Origin of the sequence: Streptococcus sp. SI1 (genome assembly GCF_030439945.1) — a bacterium.
Taxonomy (GTDB): domain Bacteria; phylum Bacillota; class Bacilli; order Lactobacillales; family Streptococcaceae; genus Streptococcus; species Streptococcus intermedius.
On the sequence record NZ_JAQFJE010000003.1, the window covers coordinates 39484 to 61366 of the forward strand.

The following is a 21883-nucleotide window of genomic DNA, read 5'->3' on the forward strand; positions in this document are numbered from 1 at the left end:
TTTCTTTAGATGATTTTCCTATTAGCTACGAAGAGCTATTTTCAAGTGCCTCTACATAGTCAATAGCTACACACAAAGAGATAACTAAATCAGCGTAAGTATCTTCATGAATCACGACTTGATAAGTGGACATTAGGTGTAGAAGTTTTTTTGAAATCTCTGCAATTACTTGTCCCTGATCATCTAGCAAGCGAAATTCCAAATCCCAGATATTGCCTTCCACGCGCAAACCTAAGTTATCAAATTCATATTTATCTCGTAAAAAGGTAAATTTTTTACGAATATAAACATTCGAACCATTGCGTAATTGAATCTCAAATTGAGGTAAAATTGTAAGTGCTTTTTTACTAATCTGACTAACTAATTCACCTTTGTAGTCATAAACGGTAAAGGTTTTTGGAATTTTCAAAAAGCTTCCTTCCACTTGATAATCAACGTTTCCTCGATCATCTTTGATATCAAACTTTTCACCACCAAAGCGAAATTTCTGTTTTACAAGATAGGTCTTCATGACATTCCTCACAAAAAGACAAGTCCACTAGACGAAGGGCGAAAAACCGCGGTACCACCTTCATTCAATGAACTTGCCATTCTCATTTATGTATGCAATTTTTTATTTGAGTAGCATGATTTCCGTTCTTACATGGCTTGCAGCACCGCCAATTCTCTGTGCTAAGAGAGCAAAAATCAATTCTCAATAGTCCTATTATACTCACTTATGAGCATTTCGTCAACTTATTTTGATGAAGATGACGAGCTAGATGTTGATTTGTTATCTGACTTAACATATTGTGAGAATAGATTTTGGAAAGCTTGATCTTTTACTTTAATATTAGCTGCTTGCAATTCTTTGGCAACAACTTTTTGGATAAACGTACGATCATTTTGCTTTTGACCTAATACCATCTTCTTCAATTGGGTCTTATAATCTTTCCAATTATCAGATTTTTTCTTTTTGCTATTAACTTTCACAATATAATAACTTGTAGAAGTCGCAGATGTCTTGACTGTCACAACTTCAGAAATTCCATTTGCTTCAAGCGCAAAAGCTGCTTTTTGGACCGCAGTTGGTACTTCTGTTGAAGTTGAATCAAACTTGACTTCGCCACCTTTATTTTTTGTTTTTGTATCAGTGGAGTTTTCTTTAGCTAATTTACCAAAGTCTGCACCCTCAGCTTTTGCTTTTGCTAAAAGTTCTTTTGCTTTATTTTGATTGTTGACTTTAATGATTTGAGCAGTTACTTCTGGTGTATAGCTCTCATAAGCTTTCTTATAGTTAGCATCAGTTAAGCTTTTTTCAGCTTCTTTTTTAACCGCATATTCTACTAATTTGTTCGTTTTAATTTGTTCACGGTAAGTCTCTTCTGTCAATCCTGCTCTTGCCAATGCTTGTGCAAAAGCATTCCCATAACTACTCTTAGTTTTATTAAATGTTTCAGTAACTTCTTTCTCTGTGACATTCTTACCATATTTTTTTTCAAAAACATTTTTGATTGTCATATTTAGAAGCACTTGTTGAGCCGCTGCATTATTTTTCACTTTGTTGTAAAAATCACTAACAGTAATCGTACTCCCCTTCATCGTGATAATATCTTTTCCACCTGCTTGTGAACATGCTGCTAACGTTACAACCGACAAAAGCGTAATAGCTCCTGCTAGAAATTTTTTCTTCATTATGAATACTCCTTTTTTTAATTCACCTTCTTATTGTACCATAAAATAGATTTCATATCTTAAATTTTCCTAAAAACTTTGAAAGTTTAGGAAAATATTAAGAATCTCATTTTTTTCTAATCATAAGAATACCGTCGCCAAGCGGTAACAAAGCTGAGGTTATTTCAGATTGATCCAACGTTTTATCAAACAATTGATGTAATCCTCTATAAATTGTTCGTTGGCCTCGGCGCACTTCACCTATCTCCTTTGCGACATCTCCACCTTGAAAAACATCATCTATAATGATAAGCCCTCCTGAGGCAAGACATCTCAGAACTTCCGGCAGAAAGACGACATACTTGGACTTGGCAGAGTCCATAAAGACAAAGTCATAGCGATCTTTCAAACCAGGAAGAAGATCCATCGCATCTCCTTCAAGCAATGTGATTTGTTTGCGCTTATCAAATTTAGTAAAATTCGCTTTGGCAAGAGCAATCATTTCTGGATTGCGATCAATCGTTGTAATTTGCGCATGTGGTGCATGTTCTGCCATTAAGAGCGCTGAAAAACCAATGGCTGTCCCAATTTCCAAAATTTTTTCAGGTTGTAACGTTTCTAACAAAAAACGAAAATATGCAACTGTTTCGTGAGGAATAATGGGAATATTTTCTGCATGAGCAAAATTTTCGAGCTCTTCTAAAGAGCCCGAAACTCGTTTTTGCCGTGTCCGCATAAAATCAACTATTTCTTCCTTGACAACGGGGCGACGCATATTGTGATTAGCATTTTTACTATAGGATTCAACCATTTTATGCCAAGCCTAACTTTTCTACAAGTGCTTCAAATTCATCAAGACGACGTTCAAAGACTGCAAAGGCAGCATTGAGATAGTCTTCTTTTTCCATATCAACACCAGCTTTTTTAATGACATTCAGCGGATAATCAGAATTTCCTGCTTTGAGATAATGGAGATATTTCTCTTTATCTTCTTGTGTTCCATTGACAATTTTATCAGCTAAAGCAGATGCTGCTGAAAAACCAGTCGCATATTGAAATACATAATAGTCATAGTAAAAATGCGGAATCCGTGCCCATTCATATTGAATTTGTGGATTATCTTCTTTCGTCAAGCCATAATATTTTTCATTCAAATCTGCGTATAAATCATTCAAAAATTCACTAGTTAAGACTTGACCTTCTTGATCAGCCTTATGGATAGCATGCTCAAACTCAGCAAATTGAGTTTGGCGGAAAACAGTTCCGCGGAAGCCATCCAAGAAATGATTCAGAATCGCAAAACGAGTTTGATCGTCATCTACTTCTTCCAATAATTTCTCCGTCAGTATATTTTCATTGGTAGTAGAAGCAATCTCAGCTAAGAAAATAGAATAATCACCATAAACATAAGGCTGTGTTTCACGAGTATAGCTAGAATGCATACTATGCCCCGTTTCATGAACCAAGGTGAAGAGATTATCTAAGGTATCTTGCCAATTCAGCAACATAAAAGCATTAGTATCGTAAGAGCCACCAGAATAAGCTCCTGACCGTTTACCTTGATTCTCACAAACATCAATCCAACGCTCTGAAAAGGCTTTTTTCACTCGGTTAAGATAATCATCTCCAAGAATTGCTAAAACTTCTTCCGCTTTCGTCAAAGCTGCTTCATAGGTAAATTTATAATCTACCTCTGATAGCGGTGTATAAACGTCATACATCTTGAGATCTGAAATGCCTAAAATCTTAGCTCGTAACTGAACATAGCGATGTAAGAGTGGTAAATGTTTGTTGACTGCAGACACCAAACTCTCATAAACACTTTCTGGAATAAAGTTAGCAGACAAGGCTGCTTCGCGTGCTGAAGAAAACTTACGTACTTTTGCGTTGTAATTATGCACTTTAACATTTGTTTGAAGTGTCTTAGCATAAGTATGTTGATATTGCTCATAAACACTATAAAGTGCTTCATAAGCTTCCTTACGGACTGTACGATTTTTTGCCTCCACTAAGCTAATGTAATTTCCATGCGTTAATTGTACTTCATTGCCTTCCTCGTCATGTACAATTGGAAAGACGATATCGGCATTATCCAAAATTCCAAAAGTATCACCAGCGGCACTAAAAATTTCACCAGCACCTGCCAACAATTCTTCCTCACGTTGAGAAAGGATGTGAGGTTTCTTTTGCAATAACTTGTCAAAGAAGTGCTGATAGACTTGCAATTCAGGTTTTTCAGCTAAGAAAGCCTGGTACTGTTCATCTGTAATTGCCATAAATTCTGGCTCATAGAAAGCAAACACCTGCCCGAACTCGCTATAAATAGCCATGCCCTTAGCTTGATACTCTTGATATTTTGCCACACGCGTATCTTGGTCATTTTTCATGTGAGCATAAGAATAGAGCTTTTCAATGCGACGCATTAAATCCATTTGGATGGCTGTCGTTTTTAAAAGGCTATCGGCTGAATCCAAAAGATGACCTGCTAAATGACTAGCTTCTTTTAATTCCTTTGAAACTTGCGCTAATTCCATTTCAAACGCTTCATCTGTTGGGAAAATCGTTGTTAAATTCCAAGTATATTTTTCTTCAATTTCATTTCTTTGTTTTGCCATAAAATTTCCTCCGTCTTTCCTATTCTATCATAAATACTACCAAAAATCTTTGCATAAAAAATTGGCGGATAGAGAACTTGTAGATTTTTATTTTTTGCTTTTTTATAATAAGCTGAAAATTGCTGATAATAAGGAGTCAGATCTTGAAAAATTTGACAGAAAGAGCTGGCACAAACCGGATGAACCTGCGGATAAAAGTCACTAGCCGTTTTGGTTAATAAATTATCACCTGCTTGATACAATTCTGCCTGTAATTTCATCCATTTAGGTTGTTGATAATAGAGCTGTTGACGAACATAACGGCAAATATTTTTATCCTCTTTTGCTAAAAAACTGGCCATCTCCTGCCGTTGAAAGGGCGTTCGCAGAACAGTCAAAAGGCTGCCCTGACCAAAAGGAAAAGACTGGACCTTATATTGAGCTCGGCCATGCAAATCTTCGTGAATCAGATACTTAAGCCGAAGCTCCTGCTTTTTATCATCCAATTCCCATAAATAAAAGCCCATATTTTGACTGAAATAAAGAAAATCTTTTTGCAAATTAGTTAAAGAATCTTTCAGCCAAAGTTTCTTTCCTAATAGCCAAAGAACATGATAAACATGTTGATGATAACTGTCTGTACGATCTTTTAAGCGCTTTTGACTCAGTGAACTGCATTGAACTTCAAGCGCAATCTGTTTCTCTACTAACAGATCTGCAATTTGTTGCAATTTAGGTAAATACGCTTCCACTTGAACTGCATGATTAGACTTTCTGGCCCAAGTAAACAAAGCAGCTTTCAAATTCAAGTGTTCTGCGCTTTCATTTTCCGTATAAAAATGACAGTCTTTTAAAGAAATATGAGCAAAATGCGGTCGCATGATTCTTCCTTTTTTAAAACGGACCGCCTCCAAACAAGCTGGACAGAGAAATTTATCCAGCGGATTTACTGTATCTTCCACAGCATTTAGTAGTTTCCCATTTTCCTGACAAGCTATTAACATAGATTATTTTCTCCTTTTACTGAAATTATTCGCAAAAAAGAGAAACTTCCGAAAAAGTTTCTCAAATCTTTTATAAGGGGAAATAAATTTATTGAATCGCTTCAGCACTGTTCATTTCTTCTTTGTACAACTTAGTATCATACATCTTAATAAATGGATACCAAATTACAAAGGCAGCCAGAGCACAGATAAATGCAACTACAAAGGCACCAATATTACCACCTGAACCAACGTAAGCTCCAATACCAATAGGTGTTGGCCATGGTGTTTGGGCAATCGCTTTACCAGCTAGTCCAAGTTGAACAGACCAGTAACCAATCGAAGCAGAGACGATGGGAGCCAAAATAAATGGAACGGTCAATATTGGATTATACACAATTGGTAGACCAAAGATAAGTGGTTCGTTGATATTGAAAATAGCTGGACCCATAGCTGCTTTTCCAAGCATACGTAATTGATCTGACTTCGCACGGAAAGCAATATAGAAGCAAAGCAATAAGGTCGCACCAGAACCACCGATTGTTACATAAGAGTTGGTAAATTCACCTGCATAGGCAATGAATTTACCGTCAACATTTTGTGCCATATTAGCAAGCAGGATTGGATTAACCAGTCCCATAACGATATTAGCACCGTGAATACCAACAATCCAAAGAGCATGAACCAATAAGTAAATCACAACAATACCTAGCCATGTATTAGTGATATGGCTAACAAAGGCAAACGGAATTGCAATAACTTTATAAATATCTGTACCAAATAGGATAAAGATGCCATTAATGAGCAATACGACAAATGCAATGACAAAGCCTGGAATAAGGGCTGTAAAAGAACGAGCAACTCCTTCTGGAACAGCTTCTGGCATCTTGATGACCCAATTCTTCTTCACACAAAGGCGATACAATTGCACAGCAAGAATTGACATCAAAATTGCAGTAAACATACCTGATGTAGATAGACGTGTCAAACTATCTCCACCAATAGTCCAGCCGCCAATTGTTGTTTTTCCTGTAACAGCTAAAATCATTCCTTTTGAATACGTTAATTCAGGAATAGTCAAAAAGTAAGCAAATACTGCTAACAAACTACCATTAAGTGGATTGAGGTTGAGCCCTTCTTCTTCAACGTAGATCTTTGTGTATTCATATCCAATAACAACGGCAAAATAGAGAGACAAAATTCCCATTGTACATTTATAAGCTAACAAGTAGAGAGCTTGAATCTTATCAAAGGAATTTCCCCACAAATCAACAATAAACTGAATATTAAAGGCCTGCGGTATAACACTAAGGACCAAGAAGGCAGAACCTACGATGGTGAAGGGGATACTGGCCATTCCGGCAGCGACAATAGCACGCACTGGGCGCCATGTTGAAACTTTCCCCATTGGTCCCATGAGGTATTTTTCTAGAAATTCAAACAGTTTATTCATAATATATCCTCCTATGATGTTTGAAATATACTTTATAAACTAACGTTGAACAGTTGCAATATATTCTTGAATACGCTTATATTGCTTATCTGTATGGTGATGAATCCGACTTAATTTTCTTAACATAAGAATAGCTAAAAGGAGCCCCAAGGAAAGTACAACCGTTAAAACGCTTATAGTGGTTGTACTAATCGAGAAAAACGGAAAGAGGAGATGATACTGTCCCACAAAAACAATTATCAGCAACAAAACATTTGCTAAAATAGAAACATTGTAAAAGAACCGCGTTAATATAGCTTCTTTTTGATGAATAGTATACATTCTTGTTTGTTCCCATATTGCCAACATCGCGAGAACTGTTAGCAACAAGGGAAATAGCAAAACCAAACCGGCCTTTGAAAGATACAACATTAATACCCAATAAAGATTGACAAAGAAGAAAAATGTTGTTGCATAACGGACTGAAAAATAGCGCGTATAATACATATTTTTTATTGCTGCTTCTTTTCGTCTTACTTCTAATTCTTGTTTCTCTTTTTCAGTCATGTTTTCCCCTTTCATTCTTTTTTTACTTTTCAATCTTCCGATAAAGGTTGAGCATTTCAAGTGCTACCTCACGCAAGGTCATCGTTGTCATCAAGTGATCCTGAGCATGTACCATGATAATTTCAATTTTAATGTCAGTTCCACTTGCATATTCTTGCAGCAAGTTTGTTTGTGCATGATGAGCTTCCAATAGATCTGCATTGGCAACTTCTAACTTTTCAGCAGCTTCATTATAATGCCCTTCGCGCATATCCGCGAACGCTTCATGGACACTTGTCCGAGCTGAACCACTATGCAGGATAATTTCAAAAGCTACAACTTGTAATTCTTCCTGATTCATAGATAATCTCCTTTACTTTATGTTCAAAAATAATGCTTTAAATTCTGTAAACGACTGACAACGCAATATCTTTGCTTGCAAGTCAGATTGCTCTAACAAGTCAACAATTTTTGATGTTAACGTTGCCATTTCTTCATTTCCATAAATGGAAGGAGAAGGAAGAAAAATGAGCTGAATTTTAGAACTTTCGTCATTCCACCGCACGCCATTTTTCACAATAGCAACACCAATTTTATGATTTTTTGCAATGGGCTTAATTGGATGAGGCACCGCAACTTGTTCCGAAAAAACGACTGAACTCATCTGTTCACGTTGCTTGATTAATTTTTGCATGTGTGTGATAAAATCCTTGTCTTCTCCTCGCTCCATTTTTGTTAATAACTCTTGCAAAACTTGTTCTTTTGTCACATCTTGCGTTAGAATAAAACAAGATGGAGAGAAATATTCATCAAAAATCCTTTCACTATCTTTATCAAATGTTATCATCGCTTTAACTGGCAAACAGGTTCCAATCGGCTTTAACTGACTGACCTTTTGCTTGATGGACTTTAATTCCTCTGCATTTAAAAAGATACTAACAGTGAAAACGGGAACACTAAAGACTAAGTTTGACAAATCAATCGATGAAATAATAAAATCAATGCCTTTCAAACGTTCATCATCCAACTCATAATAACCAATCACATCCACAATATGAACTAAATTTCCTAACTCATTATCAATCCGATTTTTTAGCATTTGTGCCGATCCATAACCTGTAGCACAAATGACTAAAATATTAAACTTTTGCTTCTCCTTTAATCGCTCTAAAGCAGCCATAAAATGTAGTGCTACATAAGCCACTTCATCATCTGATAAATTTTCCTTAGAAAAGATTGGCATTTCTTGCAAAATTTCTCTTGTCATCTTCAGAACAGCTGGTGATTGCTGTTGAATATCCTTTAAAAGAGGATTTTCAAGTTTCACATGATTTTGCAAACGAACGTAGAAAGTAGATAAATGTGTAACAACTCCTTCAACTAATTGAAAATCGTGTTGAAATTGATAATCTTTGATATAGTTACGTTTCTCCAAAGTAGCAATCAATTGTTTTCGGATTTCTTCATTGACCCCTATTTTTGTATTTTGTCTTTCTTTACAAGAACCTTTTGAAATCAAATGAAGCGTGATATAATCCACTTCTTCTTTTGGAAATTCCAACCCCGTTGTCAAGTACACTCGGCGTAAAATCTTCTCAGCAATCTTTCGTTCGGCACGGTAATTCTCTTGCTCCCAGTCTTCAATCTTACTGATTTGGAAACCTTCAGCAAGCCTTTTAATCGATAGAGCAATATGAATGACCAAATTTTGAATCACAAAATCTGATAACTTTAAGTATCCTTCGCGACATTCATCCAATACGATAATTGTCAATTCTTCTAAACTGATTTGCCGTCCAGGAACATCGATATTGATATAATTGTGCAAACTTTGAAAGAAATTACCTCGAAAAAAGTAGTCCATGATAAAACGTCGCTTATCACATTCGCTGCCTTTTACATAGACACCACGATTAGCTTTACTCTCGATTTGCAAGTCATACTTTGCCAAGTATTTTCTGATTTTTTTGAAATCTGCTGACAAAGTTGAGCGACTTACAAATAGCTTTTCTGCCAAATCATCAAAATAAAGCTTCTCCTGCTCAAAAATCAATTTATTTAAAATATAATTGTAACGATCTTCTATATTTTCAGTTTTAGCAGAATTTTTCTCTGTAAAGTATTCTGTTTCTATAAAATTTTGATAAAGAGCTTTATCTTGAAGTTCAAGTCGATACCCATAACCTTGCTTGGCTGTAATCTTCCAGCCCGTTTCAGTGGGCTTCCAATCCATCAATTTTTTTAGGTAAGTTCTTATCGTACGATCAGAGCAAGAAAGTTGATCAGCCAATTTCTTACTTGTAATATAACAATCTTTATTTTCCAATAAAGAACGAAGAATCAATTTTTCTTTCTGATGTAGCAATACAGTTCTCCTTTCGCATTTATAAGAACTATTTTACCCTTTTTGAGCAGAATATTTAGATATTTTCCAAAATCAGATTTGCCATTTTTTCAATCCCCATTGGAATCGGAATATAGGCTTGTGGAGGGATTTGCACGATAGGTTTACCAACTTTTGCTCCTGCATCCTCAAATTGCTTGAAATACATCTTTGTTTGAGGGCTGACAAGATACAGATCAAATTCAGCTGCTGCGATTGCCTTGCCGCCTTCTGTCGCACTAATAGCATCTACTTCAATGTCATGCCCTTTCCTTTTTAGAAATTCTGTTGTTTTCTTTGCCATCAAAGAAGATGACATACCTGCTGCACAAATAATTAATGCTTTAGCCATAAGATTTTCTCCTTGCAAATAAAATTTATTTTATGCATTCATTATATATGAAAACGATTACGACCTCCATCTGATTTTTTTCCGTAGTAAAACGGAAACAGTTCCTTAGTATTTTTTACTTATATTTCAACTTATAACAGAGAATAATTCCCGATAAAATCAACGAAATGCTATTGGCCATAATTAAAGGTAAATCATCAATCACTAAGCCATGAAACAACCACAAAGTAATACCGACAACTTGCATCAGATACATGCCAAGTGCAATAGACTCCGTATCCTTCGTTTTGATGACCTTAATGACCTGTGGCAAAAAAGCAAAGGTTGTTAAAACTGCTGCAATACTTCCAATCATGTTTTTCTCCTAATTTTTCCAAAAAAGAGGCGGAAAGCAGCAAGCTTGCCATCTCCTCCTCTATATTTTATAGTAAACTTATACCCGGCTAAAGATTAGCTCCATTTGATGCAATGACTTCCTTATACCAGTTAAAGGACTTTTTCGGGGAACGTTCATATGTTCCTTTGCCATCGTCATCCTTGTCGACATAGATAAATCCGTAGCGTTTGCGCATTTCACCCGTACCTGCTGACACTAGGTCAATACAGCCCCAAGACGTGTAGCCCATGAGATCCACACCGTCTTCTACTACGGCCTTTTTCATCTCGCGGATATGGGCGCCCAGATAGTCAATCCGGTAATCATCGTGAACCATACCGTCCTCTCCCACTTGGTCAATAGCTCCAAAGCCATTTTCCACAATGAAAAGCGGCAGGTGATAATGATCCGTAAACCAATTGAGAGCATAACGCAGTCCTTCTGGGTCAATCTGCCATTCCCATTCAGAAGCCTTAACGAAATTATTTTTAACCAAGTCTTCAGTCTCTATATAGTCGAAGTAAGGATTATTTTCCCGATGGGAGTCAATAGCAAAGGACATGTAGTAGCTAAAGCCAATATAGTCAACAGTGCTCGCCAGCAAGTCTTCCTGATCCTGCTCGCTAAAGTCCACCTTGATACCCTTTCTTTCCCAGTATTTGAGAATATGCTCAGGATATCGACCAAAGACATGCACGTCTGTAAAGTAATAACGCTTCTGCATAGCTTTCATAGCCATAAGAATATCCTTTGGATTACAAGTAGACGGATAAATAGGGCACATGGCAATCATACAACCGATTTGGAAGTCGGGATTGATTTCGTGACCAACCTTAACTGCTCGTGCTGAAGCTACTAACTCATAGTGAGCAGCCTGATACATGATTGCTTCGCGATCATCGCCTTCTTTATAGACAATCCCGGAGTTGGTGAAGGGGGCAAAATCTTCCTGATAATTAGCTTGGTTGTTGATTTCATTGAAAGTCATCCAGTATTTGACTTTATCCTTATAACGCTCAAAAACAACTTCTGCAAAGCGGACAAAGAAGTCAATCACCTGACGATTTTTCCAACCACCGTACTCGGTTACTAAATGATAAGGCATTTCAAAGTGAGACAAAGTAATAACAGGCTCAATACCATACTTGAGGCATTCGTCAAAAAGGTCGTCATAAAATCGCAGGCCAGCTTCATTAGGTTCTGTTTCATCTCCTTTAGGGAAAATCCGCGTCCAGGCAATAGAAGTCCGGAAACACTTGAAGTCCATCTCTGCAAAAAGAGCAATATCTCCCTTGTAACGATGATAAAAATCAATGGCCTCATGGTTAGGATAGTACTTGCCTTCTAGTATGCCCGGCGTGATTTCCCGGGGCACTCCGTGACGAGCTGCGGTCATAACATCCGCCACACTGATACCTTTTCCACCTTCCTGCCAGCCACCTTCCAGTTGATGTGCTGCAACAGCTCCACCCCAGAGAAATCCATCTTTAAAAGTTGACATATCTAAAGTCCTCCTGATTTTTATATTTTCATTATACATCTAAGAAAGCGCTTTTAAAATCTATATTTTTGCCACAATAATGCGGAAAAATGATAGATTCGTATTCATTAGGTAGACTTTAATAAACGGAACTTCCCTTGCTTTGATATCACCTTTTACTATTAGACTATCATTTTTAGCTATCTATCGAGCTATTGATTCCATTATCTGTACATACCTCTTTTCATTCAAACAGCAAAAGTAACAAAGTACTTAATAAAGGGGCTGGAAAAAAATCCAGTCCCTTTATACTTCTCTTAACCAAACAATTTCTGACTTGACTTGTTTGGTACTTTCAAAAAGAAAGCTAAAACAAGCACTAGAACCATTACACCAGCTAAGAAAAAACTCATCATTTCATAGCCAGATTTATCAATAATATCTCCTGCAATATTTTGAATAAGAATGGTTCCCAAATTGCGCGCTGTCTGCACCAAAGCAATAGCTGTGACCAAATAATTCTCATCTACTATGTTAGCAACAATCTTCAAAGTCACCATAATCAACAACATACCTGTAGCATGCTTTGACATTAAAGTTAAGAGGATTTTGGAAGTAAGTCCCAAATCCAATCCATAAATCACATACTGTAAAAGTAAAATTCCCAAAGGAATATAGAGCAATTTTTTAATTGGAACCTTATCCATAAAAAGATAAGAAAAGAAAATCAATGGCGACTCACAAATTACAGAAATAGCTACCACAGTTGTCGCCATATTAACACTTAAACCGCTATGCTCTAGCATAGAAGGGATATATGTATGCCCTGTATTTCCAACTCCAGAATAGAGTGCCACGATAAGAATATAAAACAAATACGTTTTATTTTTGAAAATTTGCCCAATAGAAGAGTCATTTTTCATTTGTGTGGTTTTTTTTGAACCTTGATTATGTTTTGGCTCAATCCCAAATACCCCAAGAATACTCACACACATCATACCGATAAACACGATAAAAATTGCTTGCGGTGAGATGAATTTATAAATCAATCCTGCTAATTGTGAGCCCATTGCATAACCAAAAGTACCCCAGATACGAATTTTCCCATAAGTATAAGGGCTTCTAGCAGCCAACACATCCATAACAGGATTGACTCCATTGACCAACATTAAAACAGCACTATACCAGACTGTCAACAATAAAAGATTATTGGCTTGCATAAAAAAGATTGCAGCGATATTAATCAGAAGAAAACTATAAATGGTCACTTTTTTAATGCCAATCTTATCATTTAAAATCCCCATGAGTGGCTGAACAATCATAGAAGAAAAGAATGAGGCAGAGACAACAAGTGACACCTGACTAGCTGAATATCCCTTATCAAGCATGTATACTGAAATTAAAGTCGAAAAAAGTGCATATGATAAAAAATAAAAGTTATACATTAAAAAATAAGCAAAATAGCTATTTTGAAATTTCCTAAACATAATGTTTCCTTCCCCCTAAACAGAGTGATAAAACTCGACTGGAATCACCAATCGAGTTTTCTGTCCCATACTATATATTTAACGCTTCCGACGACGAGAAAGCCGGGTATCACTATGATCTCGCCGAATTCTTTTTTGCTTTCGTCTCATGATTTCAAAAACAATAATCAACAAAAAAATCACTATGGGAACTGCAATAAAAATATAATAATCTAAAAAGAGTTGCTTCAAACTTTTTCCGTTAGACTTTGCTATAGTACTTTGTACTGTTGATGTTGCTCTTTCCTTTACGTCTGTAACACTTTCTCCATCCGCAATGAGCGAAGAAAGTTGCTTCAGACCATTATCATTTTTCAATACTCCATTTTCCACAACTGGTTTTGCTGACGCCCCTTTTTTCACAGTTGCATAGAAATCTTTTGACAGGTTATATCTTTTTCCATTGATTGTTTGTTCTCCAGCCTTGAAAATTTTTTTGTACTCATAATCAGCATAAGCTTTCTCAATCAAGGCATTACCAAATGGATGACGATAATATTCTCCGTCTTGGTCAGACCAATTCCCAACTCCCATGATAACACTAATCAAGCGTTGTTCTCCACGCTTAATCGTTGCAATGTAGTTAAAAGCTCCTTGTGGACTTGATCCTGTCTTTAAGCCATCAACCCCCTTTATAGCATATTTTGCACCAGGAAGTGAGTAATTATAGGTTTCAAAAGTTTCTTCATAAGGAGTTCCTTTTTTGACCGTCACTTTAGCTTGATTGGTATAATTTAAAATCTTTGGATAATGCTTAACAAAATTATAACCTAAAATAGCTAAATCGCGCGCTGTTGTTTGATTCGCAGCATTATTATCATAACGTTGTGGCGTGTACAAGCCTTTAAAAGAAACCGCTGCAGCCCCACTGGCATTAAACCATTTCGTATTGGTCATACCCAGCTCTTTAGCTTTTGCATTCATTCGGTCTAAAAAAGCATCTGGGTCATTGTTTGATAGATAATTAGCCAACATAACGGTTGTTGCATTGGATGAAGGAACCGCTGTCATGGTAATCAATTCAGAGACAGTATAATCTACTCCCGCCACAATTTTATTATTGGAAATTTCGTAAATGTTTGCAATAGCCTGATCACGTGCTGTTGCTTTGATGATTGTATTTTCATTTAATTTTCCTTGCTGAATCGCTTCAAATACCAAATACAAGGTCATAAGTTTACTCATACTAGCTGGGTCACGAACTTCATCAATATTGTCTTGCCACAGAACATTCCCCGTATTAGCATCGACTATCAAGGATGATTTGGGACGATTGATTGGATTGACTTTTTCGTTTGGATACATCTTTTGTGCCATATCAACTAACTCGTCCGCATGAATAGAAGTTACTCCCCAACACAATGCCAAAAAACAAACAATAGCTAACAGCTTTTTCACTAGAATCCTCCTAAATTTTCACTCGGTTTCTAGTATAACATACTTTTTTTATTAAGATAACAAACTTTTTCAAAATACCAAAAAACCTACCTAAAAATTAGATAGGAAATAGATTCTTATTTTTTCAAATGACTTAAAGCTTCCTTATCTGCGATAATGACAACATCTTCATGTTTTTGAAGGGCACTTCCAGGCAATTCTTCAGTAATCGGTCCTTCTACTGTTCCTGCAATTGCTTTAGCTTTTGAAGCACCATAAGCAAATAAAATAATAGATTTTGCATCAAGAATATTCCGAATCCCCATTGAGTAAGCTTGCGTCGGTACATCTTCTATTTTATCAAAGAAACGAGCATTCGCTTCAATAGTTGACTGCTCCAAATCCACTACATGAACCGTGCTATCAAAGCTCGTCCCTGGTTCATTAAACCCAATGTGACCATTTGTACCAATTCCCAAAATTTGCAGGTCAACGGGATGCTCTACCAAAATTTGGTTGTAGCGTCTGGTTTCCATTTCTACATCTTCTGCAACACCATTTGGTAAAAAGCTTTTCTTAAATGGCTTCTGATTAAATAAATGTTCTTGCATGAAATAGCGATAAGATTGAGGATTTTCCCCACTTAATCCTATGTACTCGTCTAGATTCACACTGGTTAAGTCTGACAAATCAAGGTCACTTTCAACAATTTGCTCATAAAAACTCAAAGGACTGCTTCCTGTTGCCAAACCTAAGGTGTTTGCTCCTTCAGCTAATTTTTCTTTTAACAATTCAAAGGCTACTCTGCCACCGGCTGCTTGATTTTCTACTTGAATAATTCTCATCGTTGAGCTCCTTTTCTTTACTTAATTATATTATATGGTATAGACCAATTTTTGTCAAGAGAATTTGTTTCTTTTTAAAAAATCCACGCTTGTTTGCACGAAAAATCGTGCTATAATAGAAGAATGCTAGTCTATTTGTTCTGTTTATTTTTCATGGGAGTTGCTTTTCTTATTACTGCACTCTTTCTCAACACCAAGCGAATGTGGCATTATCTCTTACTGATTATAGGCATTTTTCTCATGTGCCTACCACTTGTTGCTTGTTGTTATTCGTTATGGATTTTAGTTACAGCCTAAGGAGAATATATGAATACTGCTGATTTTGATTTTCATTTACCAGAAGAATTAATTGCACAAACCCCTTTAGAAAAGCGAGATGCCTCGCGTCTCTTGATCGTAAATCATAAAACTGGTCAAATGGAAGATACTCATTTTGATGCAATCATTGATCAACTACATCCTGGAGATGCTTTGGTCATGAATGATACGCGCGTTTTACCAGCACGCCTTCACGGTGAAAAACCTGAAACAGGTGGGCATGTTGAATTGCTACTCTTGAAAAACACTGAAGGTGATGACTGGGAAGTGCTGGCAAAGCCAGCCAAACGCTTAAAAGTTGGAGCACAAATTTCCTTTGGGGACGGTCGATTAACAGCAACCATCTTAGAAGAATTGGAACACGGTGGACGCATCGTGCGCTTCCATTATCAAGGTATTTTCTTAGAAGTGCTTGAAAGTCTCGGTGAAATGCCGTTACCACCTTACATACACGAAAAACTAAAAGATCGTGAACGCTATCAAACAGTCTATGCCAAGGAAAATGGCTCAGCCGCTGCTCCAACTGCGGGGCTTCATTTTACAAAAGAATTACTTGCTAAGATTGAAGCAAAAGGCGTGAAATTAGTTTATCTAACCCTTCACGTCGGGCTAGGAACCTTCCGACCTGTCTCTGTAGACAATGTAGATGAACATGAAATGCACTCAGAATTTTACACTTTATCAGAAGAGGCAGCCGAAACGCTTCGACAAGTCAAGGCTAGTGGAAAACGTGTCATAGCTGTCGGAACGACTTCTATCCGTACACTAGAGACAATTGGTTCAAAGTTTAATGGAGAAATTAAAGCTGACTCCGGCTGGACCAACATTTTTATCAAACCAGGTTACGATTGGAAAGTTGTAGACGCTTTCTCTACCAATTTCCATCTGCCCAAGTCAACTCTCGTTATGCTCGTTTCAGCCTTTGCAGGTCGAGAATTGGTACTCTCCGCTTATCAACATGCCATTGATGAAAAATACCGCTTTTTCAGCTTTGGAGATGCTATGTTTATAAAATAATAGGTGAAATATGAATAAAATTGAAAGCCGTCACCGACTAATTCGCTCACTGGTCCTAGAAAAAAAAATTCACACACAACAAGAATTACAAGATTTGCTTTCAGCAAATGGCGTGACAGTCACTCAGTCTACACTTTCTCGAGATATTAAAGCGCTGAACCTAGTAAAAGTACACGAAGCTGATGTTTCTTATTACATTATTAACAGTACGGCACCTTCACGCTGGGAAAAACGGCTACGTCTTTATATGGAAGATGCTTTAATTATGCTACGCCCTGTTCAAAACCAGGTTATCATGAAAACACTTCCTGGTTTGGCACAATCATTTGGGTCCATCCTAGATGCTTTGGAATTTTCCGAAATTGTTGCAACTGTCTGCGGTGATGACGTCTGCCTTATCATCTGTGAAGACAATCAAAAAGCACAAGAATGTTTTAACAAATTAAAACAATTTGCACCCCCATTCTTTTTCAGTAAAGATTGAAAAAGAAAAAAGCTAACACTTACCTTTATCGACTGCACCCTAAAAGTTAGTCAAGAAATCTAACTTTTGGGGTGCTTTTCTGATGAAGTTACCTTACGAAAGAAAGAACCAATTGACAATTATCATCTACGATGCCCCTACCGCCACTAGACTTATCCTTATTGAGTATATTTTTTCTCCCAAAATATATAACTAAAAACTAAAAGGACTTAATCCTGTCCAATACAGAACTAAATCCTTAAAATAATTATTTGTCCAACTTTCAAAGCAGTTCGTCTCTAAGTAGTACTAGCTTTTTATTACTTGTGATTAACTAACTTCTCCAGCTAATCGATAAATCGTTTCAGCATAAATATCCATTGCCTTATACAAATCGTCGATCACAGTTCGTTCATTCGCTTGATGTTCTGTTTGCAAAGCACCAGGGAAAAGTGCTCCAAAAGCTACACAATTTGGCATGGTACGAGCAAATGTAGCACCTCCAGAAGATACAGCAGGACTATCATCTTTTGTTTTCTCTTTATAGACAGCCATTAAGGTACTAACCAATTTGCTATCAAGCGGCACATATAACGGTGCAAGATAGTCAAATTCTTCATAGCACAATTGATATTTTTCAGCAATTTGACGTAATTCCTGAACTAGTTTTTCCTTATCAGCAAGAACCGGAATCCGCATATCAATCCGAATTTCAGACTTATCTTGATCGATAGTCAGCCCAGAAACATTAAATGACAACGTTCCTGAAGGCTCATCTGAAACAGTTCCAAACAAGTTACTTCCTGTCGCATCTTCACCAACTGCTTCTGCGAGAAAGTTAAGAGTCGTATCATCCAATAAAGGCGCTAACCCTTTAGCTAAGCGAATAATCGCATTCACTCCTTCAGCAGCATCTTTTGAATGCTTAGGAATCCCAACAACTGTTACTGAATCGGCAGTTCGTTCGTAGTCAAAAGCCTGTTTTTTCAATTCAGCTTCCAATAAATCAGCCAAAGATCCAGTATAACTGGCTTTCGCAGGAACAACATTGAAGGCTTCTCCTGCTTCAATGGTCAGTCCTTCTGAACCAGAACCGTGTAATTTAATTTGCAGCAAACCTTTTTCTGCGTAAGTTAACGGAAAAGATGAATCCGGTGCAAAGCCAAGCGTTGCTGTTTCTTCTAGCTCGTTGTAACGAGCCATACACCGCCATAGTGTTTCTTCATCTGTCCCATAGATAAAACGAATCCGCTTGTTAAATCTCACACCTGCATCCATCAATGCTTTGACTGCATAAAGCGCTGCTAGTGACGGCCCTTTGTCATCTTGCACTCCACGTCCATGTATCCAACCATCTTTAATAGTTGCTTCAAATGGAGGGGTTTCCCAATCGGACAAATCTCCCGCAGGAACAACGTCTAAATGGCAGAGAACGGCCAGGAGTTCTTCTCCTTGACCGATTTCTGCATATCCGTAATATCCTTTAGGATCAAGATAAGTCTTAAAACCTAGACTTCTTGTGATTTCTAACATCTTTTCTAAGACATTTTGGATAGATTGTCCGAAAGGTGTCCCGTTTTCTCCTTCATTAAGGACTGATGGGTAGGAAACAAGCGTTTTTAACGATTTTAAATAATCAGCCTTAATTTGTTCAGTTAAAAATTCTTTCATTCAGACACCTCAATTGTGAATTAGAAAAATGTTCCTAAAATTAGAAGTAGAATACTTACTACAAATATTACAGCAACTAATTTTCCAACAAACTTCCACCAAGTACCTAATTCAATACGTCCAAGAGCTAGAGCTCCCATTACAATACCAGAAGTTGGTGTAATCAGGTTCAAAAGACCAGAAGCTGACTGGTAAGCTGTAATAATCAAACTTGCTTGCACATTGACAAATTTTCCAAGTGGTGCCATAATTCCCATTGTTGCACTGGCAAGACCAGAGGTTGATGGGATAAGGAATGACATTGGCAGATAGAATAGGTAAGTCAATACAATGAATACTTGAGATGATAGACCCTTGAGTCCGACTTCACCCCAGTGAAGGATTGTAGCAGTAATCATACCATCATTCATAATGACTTGAATACCACGAGCAACGGCTACGATAAGCGCAACACCAAGCAGATCAGCTGCACCATTGATAAATACAGTAATGAAGCGATCTTCTTTCATGCGGTAAACAAAACCAATAACAATAGCCATCACAGCAAAGAGCATTGCCCCTTCTGGGAAGTACCAAGTACCCAAAGCAGATGTAGAACTACCAACAATCTTACCAATGAATGGAAGTCCAACTAACCATTTATTGAAACTTTCAAAAACAGTTACCTTCAAGTCTGTCCATGGAATAAAACTCATAATCATGAGAACAAAGGTCAAGACAAAAAGTACCAAAACTTGTTTTTGTTTTTTGCTAAGAGTGGATTCTACCTTGGCAACTCCATCTACATTAAAATGTTTCAAATCTTCTTCACGATGACTGTAAACCAATGATTTTGTAGGATCTTTTTGGATTTTATCTGCATAACGATAAACGAAATAAGTACCCAAAGCTGTCATCACAACAAAGAAGATCAAACGAAGTAAGATACCATCACCAGTACCAACTCCTGCTGTTGCAGAAGCAATACCTGTCGCAAATGGATTCAGAGTAGAAGCTAAACAACCAATTTGAGAACCAAGAAGGATAATAGCTACCGCGGTCAAACTATCAAACCCTACTGCCATCATAACTGGCACAAGAAGTGGATAGAAAGCCATAGTTTCTTCGCCCATACCATAAGTTGAGCCACCAAGAGCAAACAAAGGCATTAAAACGACAATCAACATCTTTTCGCGACCTTTGTACTTCTTGACAATAGAAGCAATCCCTACATCCAAAGCACCTGTTTCATTCACTACGCCAAGGAAACCGCCGACCATCAAGATAAAGAAGGCAACATCAATTGCTGCTGCAGTTGGCTCTTTCCCAAGCATCGCACGAATAGGAGCCATCAAAACATCCCAAATCCCTTGTGGATTTTGAGAAACTGTCTTGTAAGTTCCTGTAATTAAATTACCAGCTTTATCGGCATTGTATTGACCAGCAGGAATAATCCAAGTCAACACAGCCATAATTGCAATGATAATCATCAAAACGGAATAAGATGACGGCATCTTAAACCCTTTTTTTGTTTTTTCACTCATTTGTTTTCCTCCTAAATGTAACAAAGTGTAAAAATTTAGCCGAATCCCATTTTCAGAAAGCGCTTCCTTTGAAGTTTATTTTAACATATTCAACTGAAAAAAACTAGTAATTCTCTAAAAAATTTTCATATTTTAACAATAAAATAAGGTAAAAGAAAGCAAATTTAAAAATAGGAAACACCGATATTATTTTAAAAGTTTTATTACAATTTTAAACGAAGCAATGATATCACTCTGCTATCCTTTTTCAATAATCGTTCCACTTTCAGACTCAATCAAAGCACCTAAGTTTTCAAGAGAAGTAATGACAGCTTCACCTTCTGGTCGATCATTGACAAAAGCAATAGCTGCTTGCACTTTTGGTAACATGCTTCCTGGTGCAAATTGATTTTGTTCAATGTAGTCTTCCAATTGAGCTACATTAACACGCTCTAACTTAGTTTGATTTGGCTTATTATAGTTAACATAGACATAATCCACACCTGTCAAAACAATAAAGAGATCTGCTTCGACCAATTCCGCCAGACATTGTGAAGCAAAGTCTTTGTCAATTACTGCTTCTACGCCTGCAAGATGACCATTGTCTTCCTTGATAACAGGAATGCCGCCACCACCAGCAGCTACAACGACATGTCCAGCATTGATAAGCGTACGAATGGTTTCAATTTCTTTGATTCCAACTGGTTTTGGTGACGCAACGACCTTTCTCCAACCACGGCCAGCATCTTCTTTGAAAGTTGCACCACTCTTTTCAGCTTCTGCTTTTGCTTCTTCTTCTGTATAAAATGGCCCGATTGGTTTGCTCAGATTTGTGAAAGCTGGATCCTTTTTATCAACCACTACTTGTGTCACAACCGAAGCCACTTCTTTTTCAATACCTTCTTCACGCAAAGCGTTTTGAAGAGCATTTTGCAACCAGTAGCCAATACTTCCTTCTGTCATCGCAACAAGCGAGTCAAGTGGAAAAGCTGGATTTTTTTCAGAATCTGCTGCTAAATGTTGTAACAAAAGATTTCCAACTTGTGGTCCATTACCATGAGTGATAATCAAGTCGTCACCATTTTTAATCAATTTCACAAGATGACTTGCTGTTTCTGCCAATGCTTCCTGTTGTGCTTTTGCTGATGGATCAGATGAAAGGATGGCATTTCCTCCCAAAGCCACAACAATTTTACGATTTGCCATAAATAGTTGTCCTCCTTTTAGAGTTGCTTTTATAGTGCTTTTCCATTCTAATGTCAACAACGAACTCCAGATATAAATTGTTTTTGAACCTATAACATTCATTTTGTTGTCAATAGTAATGTTACTGTTGATACGAGCACTATTAAAAATGAGGACTGG

The 21883-nt window shown here is 37.1% G+C and carries 20 protein-coding genes; 2 read left to right on the forward strand and 18 right to left on the reverse strand.

The window, feature by feature from the left end; translation table 11 throughout:
- Positions 1 to 25: 25 nt before the first annotated feature.
- The 15 genes from PCY10_RS04375 to PCY10_RS04445 all read right to left on the reverse strand — a co-directional run bounded on the left by PCY10_RS04375 (position 26) and on the right by PCY10_RS04445 (position 15547).
- Entirely contained in the window at positions 26 to 511 is a 486-nt protein-coding gene (locus tag PCY10_RS04375) for an LURP-one-related family protein (protein ID WP_009568317.1), read from the reverse strand.
- A 224-nt stretch (positions 512 to 735) separates the two neighbouring features.
- Complete coding sequence (gene prsA, locus PCY10_RS04380; protein ID WP_003073287.1) at positions 736 to 1674, reverse strand: peptidylprolyl isomerase PrsA; 939 nt, start codon at positions 1672 to 1674, stop codon at positions 736 to 738.
- A 106-nt stretch (positions 1675 to 1780) separates the two neighbouring features.
- Positions 1781 to 2464 (reverse strand): O-methyltransferase, encoded by a 684-nt coding sequence (locus PCY10_RS04385; protein ID WP_021002942.1) that lies wholly within the window; start codon positions 2462 to 2464, stop codon positions 1781 to 1783.
- Between the two features lies 1 nt (position 2465).
- On the reverse strand, positions 2466 to 4268 hold the full coding sequence (gene pepF / locus PCY10_RS04390; RefSeq protein WP_021002943.1) for an oligoendopeptidase F: 1803 nt from the start codon (positions 4266 to 4268) through the stop codon (positions 2466 to 2468).
- On the reverse strand, positions 4220 to 5251 hold the full coding sequence (locus PCY10_RS04395; protein WP_021002944.1) for a competence protein CoiA: 1032 nt from the start codon (positions 5249 to 5251) through the stop codon (positions 4220 to 4222). Before PCY10_RS04395 ends, pepF begins: the two co-directional genes overlap by 49 nt.
- A gap of 88 nt (positions 5252 to 5339) precedes the next feature.
- Positions 5340 to 6683, reverse strand: a complete 1344-nt coding sequence (gene celB / locus PCY10_RS04400; RefSeq protein ID WP_021002945.1) for a PTS cellobiose transporter subunit IIC — start codon at positions 6681 to 6683, stop codon at positions 5340 to 5342.
- Positions 6684 to 6722: 39 nt separating this feature from the next.
- Positions 6723 to 7229 carry a hypothetical protein gene (locus PCY10_RS04405; protein ID WP_301558899.1) on the reverse strand — a complete coding sequence of 169 codons (507 nt, stop codon included), beginning with the start codon at positions 7227 to 7229 and terminating at the stop codon, positions 6723 to 6725.
- A gap of 22 nt (positions 7230 to 7251) precedes the next feature.
- Positions 7252 to 7569 (reverse strand): PTS cellobiose transporter subunit IIA, encoded by a 318-nt coding sequence (locus PCY10_RS04410; RefSeq protein ID WP_006267580.1) that lies wholly within the window; start codon positions 7567 to 7569, stop codon positions 7252 to 7254.
- 12 nt (positions 7570 to 7581) lie between these two features.
- On the reverse strand, positions 7582 to 9573 hold the full coding sequence (locus tag PCY10_RS04415) for a transcription antiterminator (protein ID WP_301558900.1): 1992 nt from the start codon (positions 9571 to 9573) through the stop codon (positions 7582 to 7584).
- Positions 9574 to 9628: 55 nt separating this feature from the next.
- On the reverse strand, positions 9629 to 9943 hold the full coding sequence (locus PCY10_RS04420; RefSeq protein ID WP_009568310.1) for a PTS cellobiose transporter subunit IIB: 315 nt from the start codon (positions 9941 to 9943) through the stop codon (positions 9629 to 9631).
- A 115-nt stretch (positions 9944 to 10058) separates the two neighbouring features.
- Positions 10059 to 10298 (reverse strand): SemiSWEET transporter, encoded by a 240-nt coding sequence (locus PCY10_RS04425; protein ID WP_020998876.1) that lies wholly within the window; start codon positions 10296 to 10298, stop codon positions 10059 to 10061.
- Between the two features lie 88 nt (positions 10299 to 10386).
- Positions 10387 to 11820 (reverse strand): 6-phospho-beta-glucosidase, encoded by a 1434-nt coding sequence (locus PCY10_RS04430; RefSeq protein ID WP_021002948.1) that lies wholly within the window; start codon positions 11818 to 11820, stop codon positions 10387 to 10389.
- Positions 11821 to 12116: 296 nt separating this feature from the next.
- Positions 12117 to 13286 (reverse strand): MFS transporter, encoded by a 1170-nt coding sequence (locus PCY10_RS04435; protein WP_301558901.1) that lies wholly within the window; start codon positions 13284 to 13286, stop codon positions 12117 to 12119.
- Between the two features lie 78 nt (positions 13287 to 13364).
- On the reverse strand, positions 13365 to 14723 hold the full coding sequence (locus PCY10_RS04440; RefSeq protein WP_301558902.1) for a DUF1958 domain-containing protein: 1359 nt from the start codon (positions 14721 to 14723) through the stop codon (positions 13365 to 13367).
- Between the two features lie 116 nt (positions 14724 to 14839).
- Positions 14840 to 15547, reverse strand: coding sequence for a glucosamine-6-phosphate deaminase (locus PCY10_RS04445; protein WP_301558903.1), 708 nt, complete (start codon positions 15545 to 15547; stop codon positions 14840 to 14842).
- A 306-nt stretch (positions 15548 to 15853) separates the two neighbouring features.
- On the opposite strand from PCY10_RS04445, the gene queA reads away from it, so the two are divergent.
- Positions 15854 to 16882, forward strand: a complete 1029-nt coding sequence (queA, locus tag PCY10_RS04450) for a tRNA preQ1(34) S-adenosylmethionine ribosyltransferase-isomerase QueA (RefSeq protein ID WP_020998882.1) — start codon at positions 15854 to 15856, stop codon at positions 16880 to 16882.
- 10 nt (positions 16883 to 16892) lie between these two features.
- Positions 16893 to 17366 (forward strand): arginine repressor, encoded by a 474-nt coding sequence (locus PCY10_RS04455; protein WP_004233837.1) that lies wholly within the window; start codon positions 16893 to 16895, stop codon positions 17364 to 17366.
- Positions 17367 to 17675: 309 nt separating this feature from the next.
- Here the strand turns inward: PCY10_RS04455 and PCY10_RS04460 are convergent, their stop codons facing one another.
- From PCY10_RS04460 to arcC, 3 genes are all read right to left on the reverse strand, one after another.
- Positions 17676 to 19016 carry a dipeptidase gene (locus PCY10_RS04460; RefSeq protein ID WP_301558904.1) on the reverse strand — a complete coding sequence of 447 codons (1341 nt, stop codon included), beginning with the start codon at positions 19014 to 19016 and terminating at the stop codon, positions 17676 to 17678.
- Between the two features lie 20 nt (positions 19017 to 19036).
- Entirely contained in the window at positions 19037 to 20539 is a 1503-nt protein-coding gene (locus PCY10_RS04465) for a YfcC family protein (RefSeq protein WP_003073321.1), read from the reverse strand.
- Positions 20540 to 20776: 237 nt separating this feature from the next.
- Positions 20777 to 21724, reverse strand: coding sequence for a carbamate kinase (gene arcC, locus PCY10_RS04470; RefSeq protein WP_003073322.1), 948 nt, complete (start codon positions 21722 to 21724; stop codon positions 20777 to 20779).
- Between the last annotated feature and the right edge of the window lie 159 nt (positions 21725 to 21883).

Coding starts and splice junctions, on each gene's coding strand:
- PCY10_RS04375 (WP_009568317.1), bottom strand. CDS start 511: ATGAAGACCTATCTTGTAAAACAGAAATTTCGCTTTGGTGGTGAAAAG.
- PCY10_RS04405 (WP_301558899.1), bottom strand. CDS start 7,229: ATGACTGAAAAAGAGAAACAAGAATTAGAAGTAAGACGAAAAGAAGCA.
- PCY10_RS04425 (WP_020998876.1), bottom strand. CDS start 10,298: ATGATTGGAAGTATTGCAGCAGTTTTAACAACCTTTGCTTTTTTGCCA.
- queA (WP_020998882.1), top strand. CDS start 15,854: ATGAATACTGCTGATTTTGATTTTCATTTACCAGAAGAATTAATTGCA.
- PCY10_RS04385 (WP_021002942.1), bottom strand. CDS start 2,464: ATGGTTGAATCCTATAGTAAAAATGCTAATCACAATATGCGTCGCCCC.
- PCY10_RS04455 (WP_004233837.1), top strand. CDS start 16,893: ATGAATAAAATTGAAAGCCGTCACCGACTAATTCGCTCACTGGTCCTA.
- PCY10_RS04465 (WP_003073321.1), bottom strand. CDS start 20,539: ATGAGTGAAAAAACAAAAAAAGGGTTTAAGATGCCGTCATCTTATTCC.
- PCY10_RS04445 (WP_301558903.1), bottom strand. CDS start 15,547: ATGAGAATTATTCAAGTAGAAAATCAAGCAGCCGGTGGCAGAGTAGCC.
- PCY10_RS04410 (WP_006267580.1), bottom strand. CDS start 7,569: ATGAATCAGGAAGAATTACAAGTTGTAGCTTTTGAAATTATCCTGCAT.
- prsA (WP_003073287.1), bottom strand. CDS start 1,674: ATGAAGAAAAAATTTCTAGCAGGAGCTATTACGCTTTTGTCGGTTGTA.
- PCY10_RS04395 (WP_021002944.1), bottom strand. CDS start 5,251: ATGTTAATAGCTTGTCAGGAAAATGGGAAACTACTAAATGCTGTGGAA.
- celB (WP_021002945.1), bottom strand. CDS start 6,683: ATGAATAAACTGTTTGAATTTCTAGAAAAATACCTCATGGGACCAATG.
- PCY10_RS04460 (WP_301558904.1), bottom strand. CDS start 19,016: ATGAAAGAATTTTTAACTGAACAAATTAAGGCTGATTATTTAAAATCG.
- PCY10_RS04430 (WP_021002948.1), bottom strand. CDS start 11,820: ATGTCAACTTTTAAAGATGGATTTCTCTGGGGTGGAGCTGTTGCAGCA.
- PCY10_RS04435 (WP_301558901.1), bottom strand. CDS start 13,286: ATGTTTAGGAAATTTCAAAATAGCTATTTTGCTTATTTTTTAATGTAT.
- PCY10_RS04420 (WP_009568310.1), bottom strand. CDS start 9,943: ATGGCTAAAGCATTAATTATTTGTGCAGCAGGTATGTCATCTTCTTTG.
- arcC (WP_003073322.1), bottom strand. CDS start 21,724: ATGGCAAATCGTAAAATTGTTGTGGCTTTGGGAGGAAATGCCATCCTT.
- pepF (WP_021002943.1), bottom strand. CDS start 4,268: ATGGCAAAACAAAGAAATGAAATTGAAGAAAAATATACTTGGAATTTA.